The organism is Brevundimonas sp. UBA5713 (assembly GCF_002419815.1).
GTDB lineage: Bacteria > Pseudomonadota > Alphaproteobacteria > Caulobacterales > Caulobacteraceae > Brevundimonas.
On record NZ_DIGV01000046.1, the window covers coordinates 1 to 11,902 of the forward strand.

The following is an 11,902-nucleotide window of genomic DNA, read 5'->3' on the forward strand; positions in this document are numbered from 1 at the left end:
GGCGACCTTGTCGATCTCGTCGAGGAAGACAATGCCTTCGTTCTCGGCCAGCTTCACCGCCTCGCGGGTCAGGCTGTCCTGATCCAGCAGCTTGTCGGCCTCTTCGGTGATCAGGGGCTGGGTCGCGTCCTTTACGGTCATACGTACCGACTTGGTGCGCCCCCCGCCCAGCTTGCCCAGCATGTCGGACAGGTTGAGGATGCCGACGTTGGCGCCCGGAATATCCATGCCTTGCAGCGGCGAGGCATTGTCGGCCAAGGCGATCTCGACCTCCTTGTCGTCCAGCTCTCCGGCGCGCAGCTTTTTGCGGAAGGCATCGCGGGTCGGCTGGCCCGAGCCCGGCCCCACCAGAGCATCCAGCAGACGGTCTTCGGCGGCAGCCTCGGCCTTGGCCTGAACCTCGACGCGGCGCTTGTCGCGCACCATGGCAATGGCGCTTTCCACCAGATCACGCATGATCTGATCGACATCGCGGCCCACATAGCCGACCTCGGTGAATTTGGTCGCTTCGACCTTGAGGAAGGGCGATCCCGCCAGCTTGGCGAGGCGGCGCGCGATCTCGGTCTTACCCACGCCCGTCGGGCCGATCATCAGGATGTTCTTTGGCGTGACCTCATCGCGCAGGTCTTCCGGCACACGCTTGCGACGCCAGCGATTACGCAGGGCCACTGCCACAGCGCGCTTGGCGTCCTGCTGTCCCACAATATAGCGGTCCAGTTCCGATACGATTTCGCGTGGCGACAGGTCGGTCATGGGTATTCAGTCCAAATCAAAACAGCGAAGCCCCTCAAGCAACGAGCCGCCGCGCGGCGAGTGTTAGGGGCTGAGCGTCCGCCCGCTTGCGGGCCTTTAAAGACTCTCAATGGTGAGGTTGCCGTTCGTATACACATCAATGCTGGCGGCGATTTTCATGGCCTTGCGGGCGATGGCTTCGGCGTCGAGGTCGGTTTTCTCGTCGATGAGGGCCAGAGCGGCGGCCAGCGCATAGTTGCCGCCCGAGCCGACAGCGGCCACACCTTGTTCCGGCTCCAGCACATCACCCACGCCGGTGACGGTCAGGATGGTGTTCTTGTCGGCCACCAGCAGCATGGCCTCCAGCTTGCGCAAGTAGCGGTCCGTGCGCCAGTCCTTGGCCAGATCCACACAGGCGCGGGCCAACTGGTCAGGGTACTGTTCCAGCTTGGCTTCTAGCCGTTCGATCAGGGTCAGCGCGTCTGCGGTCGCGCCCGCAAAACCGGCGATGACCTTGCCACCGGCCAGTTTGCGCACCTTGCGCGCCGAGCCTTTGACAATGGTCTGGCCCATGGAGACCTGACCGTCACCGGCGATGATGGTCTTGTCTTCCTTGCGCACGGCCAGAATGGTCGTGCCGTGCCAATCGGGAAATGAAGAAGCGTGCTGCGTCATGCTAGGGCATGTGGCGAGCGTCGCCGCGTGCTGCAAGCGCAAAGCCGCATCGAAAATGCTAAGAGCGACAAGATGAGCCAGTCCACGACCACGCCACCGCCCGTCCGCTTCTCGGATGAAGAGGTGGAACGCTATGCCCGTCACCTGATCCTGTCAGAAGTCGGTGGCCCGGGGCAGCAGGCGCTGAAGCGCGCCCGCGTGCTTGTGGTCGGCATGGGCGGCATCGGCAATCCGGCAGCGCTCTATCTGGCCGCAGCAGGCGTCGGAACGCTGGGCCTTATTGACGACGATGCGGTGTCACTGTCGAACCTGCAAAGACAGGTGATCTTCACCGCCGACGATATCAATAAACCGAAGGTGGATGTGGCCGAGGCGCGTCTGTCGGCGCTGAACCCGCATACGACGATCGAGCGCCTGAACCAGCGCATCACGCCCCAAAATGCCCGCGAACTGGTCGCCCGCTATGATGTGGTGCTGGATGGCACCGACGATTTCGACACCCGTTTCGCCGTCAACGCCGCCTGCGTGGCCGCGGGCAAGCCGCTGGTGTCGGGCGCGCTGGGCCGCTGGTCCGGACAGGTCGCGGTGTTCACCGGCCGGCCCTGCTATCAGTGTCTGGTACCCGAGGTGCCGCCCGAGGCCGAAACCTGTGCCCGCGTCGGCGTCATCGGCGCGCTGGCCGGTGTCATCGGCACGATGAGCGCGCTGGAAGTTTTGAAACTCATCACGGGCGCAGGCGACCCTCTGGAAAGCCGCCTGCTGATCTACGACGGCCTCACCGCCGCCGCCCGCGTCGTCAAACTGACGGCCGATCCGGAATGTCCGGTGTGCGGCGGTCACGTCTGATCAGAGCATCGCAGGGATGACGCGATCCGGCGGACGGTGGCCGTTCTGGAAGGTCATGATGTTGGCAATCACGCGATCACCCATATCCTGACGCGCCTCGATCGTGGCCGAACCGAGGTGGGGCAGCAGCACCACATTGGGGTGACCGATCAAGCCGGGGTGCACCACCGGTTCGCGCTCGAACACATCCAGACCCACACCGAAAATGGCGCGGCTCTTCACGGCCTCCGCCAGCGCTTCTTCATCGATCAGCTCGCCGCGAGCGGTGTTGATCAGGATAGCGTGAGGTTGCAGCAGGGCCAGACGCTGCGCCGACAGCAGGTGATGGGTGTCCTTGGTAGCGGGGCAGTTCAGGCTGATCACATCCATGCGCGACAGCATCTGGTCCAGATCATCCCACCAGGTCGCGCCCAGCTCCTCGGCCACCATATCCGGCACCGGCTTGCGGTTATGATAGTGGACCTGCATGCCAAACGCCTTGGCGCGGCGGGCCAGTGCCTGACCGATGCGGCCCATGCCGACAATCCCCAGACGCTTGCCATACAGTTTGCGACCGCACATCCACGTGGGCGTCCAGCCCTTATACTGCCCGTCGGTGACCACATTGGCCCCCTCGACAATACGGCGGCTGACCGACAGGATCAGCGACATGGCGATGTCGGCGGTATCCTCGGTCAGTACGCCCGGCGTGTTGGAGACGATTATCTTGCGGGCCACGGCGGCCTCGACATCGATGTGGTCGATGCCTGCGCCAAAGTTTGCAATAAGTTTCAGCTGCTCGCCGGCCGCATTGATCAGTTCGGCGTCGATCTTGTCGGTGATGGTCGGCACCAGAACATCGGCCTTTTGGACCGCCGCGATCAGCGCATCGCGATCCATCGGCTTGTCGGTCAGGTTCAACTCGGCATCAAAAAGTTCACGCATGCGTGTTTCAACGGCGTCGGGGAGCCGTCTGGTTAACACGACCTTAAGCTTGCGGACGGACATAAAGGGACCTGGGGTTTCTTCCGCGGGTCTTGCGGCCCGCTGCTTGTAGAGTCAGGACGTGTCTATCAAAGCTGCGGTCAGGGTCAAAAACTTCCGTCGCCTTGGCGTGGTATTCGGCGTGATAGCGCTGGGAGCCATGACAGGTGCGGCCCAGACCATGCCCGATGGTCGACCGACCCCGACGGGTCTTGAGGTCCCGCGCTGGATCTCTTTGAAATCCAATAAGGTACGCGCACGCCAAGGCCCCGGACTGGATTATCCGATCCTGTGGGAATACCGCTCGGCCAATCTGCCGGTGCAGGTGATCGCTGAAACACGCGAATGGCGTAAAATCTGCGATCCGGACGGTTCGGTGGCGTGGATTCACCGCACGGTCGCGTCAGGTCGTCGCAGTGTGTTCAACCGTTCGGATGAACCCATCCCTATCCGCACAGGGCGTTCTGCCACGGCATCTGTGCGCGCCATGCTGTCCCCGCAGTCGATTGTCAGTCTTGATGAGTGTGAGGATGGCTGGTGCCGCGTACGCGCCCGCAAGGTGCGCGGCTGGATCCCCGAGCGCGGCGTCTTCGGCACCCAGAGCCATCCGCTGTGCAATGCCGCACGCCCTGCCGGTCCGGGTCGGATAGACGACTAAACGCGGCCTTGGCGGCAAAAAAGGCCGTCTCATCATATTTCTAACGGCATGGGGCGCTATAAGCGCCTCTGCATAGCTTGTGCACGACAGTTGAGCCAAGGCCCCACGTCGTGTTACCCGAGCCTATACCATTCGGAGCCCATTGACTTTGAGCCAGTCCCAATACCCGTCGTCGTTTGATCTTGAAGGCCTGCTGGCCTCTGGCCGTGGCGAACTGTTCGGCCCCGGCAACGCCCAGTTGCCCGCCCCGCCGATGCTGATGTTCGATCGCATCGTCGAAATCAACTCTGACGGCGGCAACTACGGGAAGGGCTATGTCGAGGCTGAACTCGATATCCGTCCGGACCTGTGGTTCTTCCAGTGCCACTTCATCGGCGATCCGGTTATGCCGGGCTGCCTGGGCCTTGACGCCATGTGGCAGATGGTCGGCTTCTATCTCGGCTGGCAAGGCGGCCCGGGCAAGGGCCGTGCGCTGGGCGTGGGCGAAGTGAAATTCACCGGCCAAGTCACGCCGGACGTCAAAAAGGTGGTCTATAAGGTCCACCTGAAGCGCGTCATCAACCGCAAGCTGGTCATGGGCATCGCCGATGGCGTGCTCGAAGCTGATGGCGAAGTCATCTACACCTGCAATGACATGCGGGTCGGCCTGTTCGGCGCGAATGCCGAAAAGACCGAAGCCTAATTAAAAGCATACGAGGAAACGCCTATGCGTCGCGTCGTCGTCACCGGCATCGGTATCGTCTCTTCCATCGGCACGGGTCAGGACGAGGTTGCCGCCTCGCTGAAGGACGCCCGCTCGGGCATCCAGCACGCGCTTGACCATGCCCAATACGGCTTCCGTTCCCAGGTGTGGGCCCCGCCTGCCCTGGGCGCGACCGCCGAGGACTGGACCCCGCTGGTAGACCGCCGCGCGGCGCGTTTCCTCGCGAACGGTACGGCTTGGGCCCACATCGCCTTTGAAGAAGCCCTGAAAGACTCCGGCATTGATGCCGAAGACATCAAAAACGACCGCACGGGCGTGATCGTTGGCGAGGGCGGTCCGTCGACGCAGGTCATCCTGCAATCGGCCCAGACCACGGTCGAAAAGGGTTCGCCCAAGCGCGTGGGCCCGTTCGCGGTGCCCAAGGCCATGGCTTCGGGTCCGTCAGCTGTGCTGTCGACCTGGTTCCAGACCCGCGGCATCAACTATTCGATCTCGTCGGCCTGCGCGACCTCGGCACACTGTATCGGCGCTGCTGCCGAACAGATCGCCTGGGGCAAGCAGGACGTGGTCTTCGCCGGGGGCTGTGAGGACATCGACTGGTCCATGTCGAACATGTTCGACGCCATGGGTGCTATGTCGTCCAACTATAATGACACCCCGTCGGTCGCCTCGCGCGCCTATGACAAGGACCGCGACGGCTTCGTCATCGCCGGCGGTGCAGGCATCGTGGTTCTGGAAGAATACGAGCGCGCGGTTGCCCGTGGTGCGACCATCTATGCCGAAGTCACCGGTTACGGTGCCAATGCCGACGGTTACGACATGGTCGCCCCGTCGGGCGAAGGTGCAGAGCGCTGCATGAAGATTGCGCTGGAAATGGCCGGCAATCCGAAGATCGACTACCTGAACCCGCACGGCACTTCGACGCCAGTCGGAGATGCCAAGGAAATGAATGCGGTGCGCAACGTCTTTGGCGAGGCCATGCCGATGATTTCCTCCACCAAGTCGCTGTCGGGCCACTCGCTGGGCGCGGCAGGCGTGCAGGAAGCCATCTACTGCCTGCTGATGATGAAGCACGGCTTTGCCGCCAAGAGCGCCCACATCGAGAACCTCGATCCGGAGTTCGAAGGCATGCCGATCCTGCAGGAGCGCCATGACGGCGAGCTGAAGCACGTGATGTCCAACAGCTTCGGTTTCGGCGGCACCAACGCCACGCTGATCCTGTCGAAGGTCTAAACGGGCCCGTTCAGCGGCCTGAACGTGGCATATCGCTAAAATGCGAAATGACACCAAAAGGCCGCTAATCGGTCCTGAACTCACCGTGAAGCGTTTCGATAGTCCATTTGTCGGCTCGCCGAGGCTTGGTTTGGTTCCGGACCCTGAACAGCCCCCCCAGCCCCCCAGGACCTCTCCTGCTTAGAGGCTTCTGCGAGCCGGCACAGTAAGAAAGCCCGCCAGACCCCAAGCTGGCGGGCTTTCGTTTATCTGAAACCCGATGCGGGTTCTCGGGGGCGGCTGTCAGCCCCCCAACTGGACCTCGAGGGTTTCGCCGCCACGCAGCACCGACAACTCGGCTACGGATCCGTTCTGAAGCGCGCTGACAAAGCCCGAAAGATCGCCCACCGCACGGCCATCGATGCGGGTGATGATATCCCCCGCCTTCAATTCGGCCGTGGCCGCATGGGTGCCTGCCTCGACCACGGCAATCTGCACGCCTTCCTTGGCACGCTGTACCGTCAGGCCGCGCGCCATGGCCTGTGACGCGCCCAGCAGCGCCTGCCCCGTCAAAGGCTCCTGCACGCGCACCGAAGTCGTCATTTCCCGTCCATCGCGCAAATAGGTCAGCGGCAGACTGGCCCCCGGTGTCACGATACCCACAGAGGCGACCACCGACCCCCCGTTGGCCACCGGCCGGTTTTCCAGCCGCGTCACCACATCCCCGCGACGCAGGCCCGCCTGCTCGGCCGACGAGCCCGGGATCACATCATGCACCACCGCGCCGCGCACAATATTGAGGCCCAGCTCGCGTGCACGGGCGGCCGTCAGAGAGCCTACCGTCAGTCCCACCTGACCGCGTTTGACTTCTCCGTGGTCCAGCAACTGCGTGACTACAAAGTCCATAATGCGGGTCGGCACGGCAAAGGCGATGCCGTCATTACCGCCGCCGAAACCACCCGACAGGATCGAGGTGTTGATCCCGATCAGTCGCCCGCGACTGTCCAGCAGTGGTCCGCCCGAATTGCCCGAATTCACCGCGGCATCGGTCTGGATATAGTCTTCAATGGCATCGCCCATGCCGGAGCGGTTCAGCCCCGACACCACGCCCATCGTCAGGGTCTGGTCCAGGCCCAGCGGATAGCCGACCGCAAAGGCCAGATCACCGCTGCGCAGAGTATCGGAATCCACGCGCTGAACCTGAGACAGGCCAGAGGCGGTCACCTTGAGCACGGCGATATCGGTCGCCTTGTCCGCGCCCACCAGTTCCGCATCGAACAGGCGACCATCAATCAGATCGATCGTGAAGTTGCGCCCGCCCTCGATCACGTGGTGGTTGGTGACCACAATGCCGTTCGCCGCGTCGATAATGACGCCCGAACCGCCTTGCAGCGCCTTGGGGCCTTCCGGCGTGCTGGAGCGTTCAGCCCCTAGCGTGGTGACCTTCACCACTGCGGGCAGAGCATGTTCGATGCCCCCGGCAAAAGAGAACACGCCCCGACGCGCATCATAGGTCAGGTTGGCCGGTGCGCTCTGAGCCATCGCCTGCTGCGACATGGTGCCCCACATGGGCACTGCCATAGTGGCCGCCACGAGGGCCGGAACAGCAGCAGACAAGGGTTTAAATGACATAGATGGCTCCAGTCGCGTGACTTGCGTCGTGGGTAACAAACTGAACTTAGTCCCCCCCTACGCGATCCGGAAAGGGCTGTTCGACATATACGGACAGAACAACGGTAGGAGAGCGCCCATGTTCCCGTCCCGCATTCGGTCTTCGCTACTGGCGTTGACCGCGACTGGATCGCTGATCGGACTATCCGCCTGTGCCACTGCCGAGACCACACGCACCGGCTTTCTGAGTGACTATAGCAAGCTGCAAGAACGCACCGACACGGTGCGGGCCAAGGTGGCGCAGTACCGCGACGACAGCCTGCTGAACACGGTCCGCGCCATCTGGATCGAGCCGACCGTACTGGCCGGAAATATCGCCGAAGGTTTCTCTGAGGAAGAGAAGGACATCATCGTTCGCGAAATTGACCGGCGTATCTGCTTTGCCCTGTCCTCGCGTTTCCAGATCGTCGACCGGCAGGCCCCCGAGGCCGCCCGACTGCGCTCTGCCGCCAGCCGCATCGGCGCGACCGATGCGGTCGGCTCTTCGGCAGCAGCCGTCGCCGGCTTTTTCATCCCCGGCCCCATCAAGCTAAGGGCTCCCGGTTCCACGGGCGGATTGGCTGCCGAAGCCGAACTGTTGATGCCCGACGGTCGCCAAGCCGCCGCCGTGGTTTGGGCACGTGATGCGCAGGTGGTGGGTACAGAATCCCCCTCCCTGTCGCGCATCGGCGATGCCCACCAACTGACGGGGGCCTTTGCCCGGATTGTCGCCGAGGCCGTTACGCCGCAAGAGTCGCAAACGATCGAGAACGAGAGCGACCCCTGTGCCCGCTTTGGTCCGCGCGTTCGTCCCGAGGGCTTTGTCAGCCGCTTTGTCACGGGCCTCTATACGCCAAGCCTAAGCGGCGCGACCGGTGATGGCAGCGACGACGACGCCCCTGCGACCGGGACGACGTCGCCTCAGACCTCGTCGCAGACTACGCCCCGGCCTGCGACGGAACCTCGTACGGACTGATTTAAAAGGCCGCTTCACCCGTGATGGCACGACCCAAGATCAGAGCGTGCACGTCATGTGCGCCCTCATAGGTGTTGACCGTCTCGAGGTTCATGGCGTGGCGCATCACATGCAGTTCGCCGGTGATACCGGCCCCGCCGTGCATGTCGCGGGCCTCGCGGGCGATGGCCAGCGCCTTGCCGCAGTTGTTGCGCTTCATCAGGCTGATGGCTTCCGGCACCCAGGCACCGGTGTCCAACAGACGGCCAAGAGCGTATGCGCCTTCAAAACCGAGGAAGATTTCGGTCTGCATATCGGCCAGCTTCTTTTGCACCAACTGGCGCGCCGACAGCGGGCGACCAAACAGGATGCGCTCGGCCACATAGTCGCGCGTGGCGTGCAGGCAGAACTCGGCGGCACCCATAGCGCCCCATGCGATGCCGTAACGGGCCTTGTTCAGGCAGGAGAACGGACCGCGCAGCCCCTGCACGCCCGGCAGGATGTTGGCTTCCGGCACGAAGACATCGTTCAAGCCGATGTCACCGGTAACCGAAGCGCGAAGCGACAGCTTGTCGCCGATCTTGCCCGTGGTGAAACCGTCGAAGTCACGCTCGACGATGAAGCCACGGATCTTGCCGTCCAGCTTGGCCCAGACAACCGCCAGATCTGAAATCGGCGAGTTGGTGATCCAGTATTTGCCGCCATTCAGGCGATAGCCGCCATCGACAGCCACCGCCGTCGTCTTCATCGAGGCTGGGTCCGATCCGCCGTCAGCCTCGGTCAGGCCAAAGCAGCCGATCAGTTCACCCGCCGCCATCTTGGGCAGGTATTTCATCTTCTGCTCCTCGGAACCGAAGGCATAGATCGGGTACATGGCCAGTGAGGACTGCACCGACATGGCCGAGCGATAGCCGCTGTCGATGGCCTCGATCTCGCGGGCGATCAGGCCATAGGCCACATGGCTGGCTTCGGAACCACCATACTGTTCCGGCAGCATGGCCCCGAGGAAGCCCATCTCGCCCATCTCGGTCATAATGGCGCGGTCAAAGGTTTCGTCGCGGAAAGCGGCGACCACGCGCGGCAACAGCGATTCTCGCGCATAGGCCCGCGCTGCGTCCTGAACCATCCGCTCTTCATCCGTCAGGCGGCCCGTCAGATCAAAAGGGTCGTCCCAGCGGAAGGTTTTCGCGGATGCATCAGTCATGGCATTTCCTCAACAATTTTAATGCGATACCCGTCGCTCACGACGTTTTCATGCCGGTGCGACTACGGACCCCCTGTTATCCATGGCGGTTTAGGACAAAATAGGCGGGTCGGGTAGGCCACTCCCGACGCAACTTCCGGCTTTATTTCATGTCTGACCGTTTCCACCGCCTGTTCAAAGAACACCCCCAAGAGGTTGGTGAAACCTATTTCGAGCACATGGCCGCCTCGCTGGGCTTTTGCGGAAAGCTGTTGAAACTGGCGGGATGCGCTTTCATTCACGCCGTGGTGCCCGGTTTGCACAAATCCACCGTCTCCGATGCTGTCCGCGAGATGGAGCCCGGCATGACCCGACGTGCCAATGAGGCGCGCGAAGAGCGTATGCGCAATGCAGGCGTGTGGGACGTGGGCCTGTAATCCTTAGTCTGGCGTATCCAGTCAGCGGTAGAAGCCTTCAATCTGGCTGCCCATGCCACACAGGCGTGACGCCGCGCCGTGGTCTGTAACCATCACCCCTTCAGGCCCGATCTGTAGGTCGACCTTTAGCGGTGCGGGGCCGATGTCCTCCGCCGTGACCTCTCCATAAGGCACCACATGGCCGCGAATGCGATCGTCTGCGCCTTGCACGCCACGGATATGGACCGCGCAATCGGCGGGGGTGGCGGCTCCGTTCGGCTGCCCGCCAGCCACGAGCATGACACTGACACGCGTACCGTCCCGGCTATAGCTCAGGACACCCTTTGAGGGGGCGGCGCGCTCGAACTCGGGCACCAATTCCTCTTCAATCGCCTGGACGGTGGCCGGCATCGATGTGGGGGCGGCGGCAACGGCTTCTTCCACTGCAGGGGGTTGCTCGCACGCTGCCAACACCAGCACCGGCAGCAGGATCAGATAGCGCATAGTCCACACTTCCTTCTCGTCACGACACGGCGGCCAGTACCGCCCCCAGAACCACCAAAGCCAACAGGACAAAGCCGATAATCTGCACCGGTCGCATGCGCCGCGGCAGGGTCGTGGCGGGATAGCCGGTCACCAACATGCCCATCAGGGCGATACCGCGTCCCATAGTGCGCGCTTGGGGTCGGGGGGCCAGCTCGTCCAGCGGTACCGGATCGGCAAACTCCCCGTCGCTGACCCTTGCCAACAAGTCCCGCGCCGCCTCCACCTGATCGGCTCTCCCCATAAGACGGATGCCCAAGGCGCGCTGCAGCAACGGGTTGATGGTGGTTTGAAACCGTTCGGTAACCGACACCTCTATGCCATGCGACGCCAGAAAGGCCGCCGCCAGATCGGCCTCGTACACATCGGTATAGCGTTCGATCTCGACCAAGCTCATGGGCCGACTATGGCGAGGTGCGGCCCAAAAGAAAACGGCGGCACCCGAAGATGCCGCCGTTGTGACTTTCGTCAGGACCGGACTTAGAGGTCCAGCAGAGCGCGCTGCGGGTCTTCCAGCAGCTGCTTGATGCGGACCAGGAAGGTCACGGCTTCCTTGCCGTCAACGATGCGGTGATCGTAGCTGAGTGCCAGATACATCATCGGACGGATCTTCACTTCGCCGTTTACAGCCATCGGACGCTGCACGATGTTGTGCATGCCCAGAATGCCCGATTGCGGAGCGTTCAGGATCGGGGTCGACATCAGCGAGCCATAGGTGCCGCCGTTGGTGATGGTGAAGGTACCACCTTGCATGTCGTCCATCTTCAGGGTGCCGTCACGGGCAGCCTTACCGAGGTTGGCGATACCCTTTTCGATACCGGCCAGCGACAGGTCTTCGGCGTTACGCAGAACCGGAACGACCAGGCCCTTGTCGGTGCCGACGGCGATGCCGATGTCGTAGTGGTTCTTGTAGATAATGTCGGTGCCGTCGATCTCGGCGTTGATGGCCGGGATTTCTTTCAGGGCGGCGACAACAGCCTTGGTGAAGAAGGACATGAAGCCCAGCTTCACGCCGTGAGCCTTCTCGAACTGCTCTTTGTATTGAGCGCGAAGAGCCATGACGTTGGTCATGTCCACTTCGTTGAAGGTGGTCAGCTGCGCGGCAGTATTTTGCGACTCTTTCAGGCGACGGGCGATGGTCTGGCGCAGGCGCGTCATCTTCACGCGCTCTTCGCGCGGGGCCAGTTCACGCGGAGCCGACGGAGCAGCCGCAGCCGGAGCCGCCGAAGCGGCACCGATGGCGGCAATTGCGTCAGCCTTGGTGATGTTGCCCTTCGGACCCGAAGCAGCGATCGAGGACGGGTTCAGATTGTTTTCCGAAACCACGCGCTGGACCGACGGCGACAGGTGTGCGCCCGAAGCAGCC

14 protein-coding genes are annotated in these 11,902 nt (G+C 62.8%); 6 read left to right on the forward strand and 8 right to left on the reverse strand.

Annotation, left to right across the window (positions count from 1 at the left end; genetic code table 11):
* Positions 1–753 (reverse strand): AAA family ATPase (locus tag B3B04_RS11700; protein WP_292043169.1); only part of this gene is annotated, 753 nt, incomplete at its 3' end.
* 96 nt (positions 754–849) lie between these two features.
* A complete protein-coding gene (hslV, locus tag B3B04_RS11705) occupies positions 850–1,407 on the reverse strand; it encodes an ATP-dependent protease subunit HslV (protein ID WP_292043170.1) in 558 nt (185 codons plus the stop codon).
* A 72-nt stretch (positions 1,408–1,479) separates the two neighbouring features.
* On the opposite strand from hslV, the gene B3B04_RS11710 reads away from it, so the two are divergent.
* Positions 1,480–2,253 (forward strand): HesA/MoeB/ThiF family protein, encoded by a 774-nt coding sequence (locus tag B3B04_RS11710; protein ID WP_292043171.1) that lies wholly within the window; start codon positions 1,480–1,482, stop codon positions 2,251–2,253.
* Here the strand turns inward: B3B04_RS11710 and B3B04_RS11715 are convergent, their stop codons facing one another.
* Complete coding sequence (locus B3B04_RS11715; protein WP_292043172.1) at positions 2,254–3,240, reverse strand: 2-hydroxyacid dehydrogenase; 987 nt, start codon at positions 3,238–3,240, stop codon at positions 2,254–2,256.
* Positions 3,241–3,298: 58 nt separating this feature from the next.
* On the opposite strand from B3B04_RS11715, the gene B3B04_RS11720 reads away from it, so the two are divergent.
* The 3 genes from B3B04_RS11720 to fabB all read left to right on the forward strand — a co-directional run bounded on the left by B3B04_RS11720 (position 3,299) and on the right by fabB (position 5,810).
* Positions 3,299–3,874 carry an SH3 domain-containing protein gene (locus B3B04_RS11720; RefSeq protein WP_292043173.1) on the forward strand — a complete coding sequence of 192 codons (576 nt, stop codon included), beginning with the start codon at positions 3,299–3,301 and terminating at the stop codon, positions 3,872–3,874.
* A 148-nt stretch (positions 3,875–4,022) separates the two neighbouring features.
* On the forward strand, positions 4,023–4,556 hold the full coding sequence (fabA, locus tag B3B04_RS11725; protein ID WP_292043175.1) for a 3-hydroxyacyl-[acyl-carrier-protein] dehydratase FabA: 534 nt from the start codon (positions 4,023–4,025) through the stop codon (positions 4,554–4,556).
* A 24-nt stretch (positions 4,557–4,580) separates the two neighbouring features.
* Positions 4,581–5,810 (forward strand): beta-ketoacyl-ACP synthase I, encoded by a 1,230-nt coding sequence (fabB, locus tag B3B04_RS11730; RefSeq protein ID WP_292043176.1) that lies wholly within the window; start codon positions 4,581–4,583, stop codon positions 5,808–5,810.
* 282 nt (positions 5,811–6,092) lie between these two features.
* Here fabB and B3B04_RS11735 read toward each other — a convergent pair whose 3' ends face one another.
* A complete protein-coding gene (locus B3B04_RS11735; RefSeq protein WP_292043177.1) occupies positions 6,093–7,421 on the reverse strand; it encodes a trypsin-like peptidase domain-containing protein in 1,329 nt (442 codons plus the stop codon).
* A gap of 118 nt (positions 7,422–7,539) precedes the next feature.
* Here B3B04_RS11735 and B3B04_RS11740 point away from each other — a divergent pair, with 118 nt between their 5' ends.
* Positions 7,540–8,415 (forward strand): DUF3313 domain-containing protein, encoded by an 876-nt coding sequence (locus B3B04_RS11740; protein ID WP_292043178.1) that lies wholly within the window; start codon positions 7,540–7,542, stop codon positions 8,413–8,415.
* A 1-nt stretch (position 8,416) separates the two neighbouring features.
* Here the strand turns inward: B3B04_RS11740 and B3B04_RS11745 are convergent, their stop codons facing one another.
* Positions 8,417–9,598: an acyl-CoA dehydrogenase gene (locus B3B04_RS11745; protein ID WP_292043179.1), complete on the reverse strand. Its 1,182-nt coding sequence runs from the start codon at positions 9,596–9,598 to the stop codon at positions 8,417–8,419.
* A gap of 149 nt (positions 9,599–9,747) precedes the next feature.
* Between B3B04_RS11745 and B3B04_RS11750 the strand changes: the two genes are divergently transcribed.
* Positions 9,748–10,014 carry a DUF6356 family protein gene (locus B3B04_RS11750; RefSeq protein ID WP_292043180.1) on the forward strand — a complete coding sequence of 89 codons (267 nt, stop codon included), beginning with the start codon at positions 9,748–9,750 and terminating at the stop codon, positions 10,012–10,014.
* A gap of 21 nt (positions 10,015–10,035) precedes the next feature.
* On the opposite strand, the gene B3B04_RS11755 is transcribed toward B3B04_RS11750, so the two are convergent.
* From B3B04_RS11755 to odhB, 3 genes are all read right to left on the reverse strand, one after another.
* Positions 10,036–10,497, reverse strand: coding sequence for a hypothetical protein (locus B3B04_RS11755; RefSeq protein ID WP_292043181.1), 462 nt, complete (start codon positions 10,495–10,497; stop codon positions 10,036–10,038).
* Between the two features lie 19 nt (positions 10,498–10,516).
* Complete coding sequence (locus B3B04_RS11760; protein ID WP_292043182.1) at positions 10,517–10,933, reverse strand: hypothetical protein; 417 nt, start codon at positions 10,931–10,933, stop codon at positions 10,517–10,519.
* Between the two features lie 83 nt (positions 10,934–11,016).
* Positions 11,017–11,902, reverse strand: an 886-nt coding sequence (gene odhB, locus B3B04_RS11765; protein ID WP_292043183.1) for a 2-oxoglutarate dehydrogenase complex dihydrolipoyllysine-residue succinyltransferase, incomplete at its 5' end; no start/stop codon positions are given.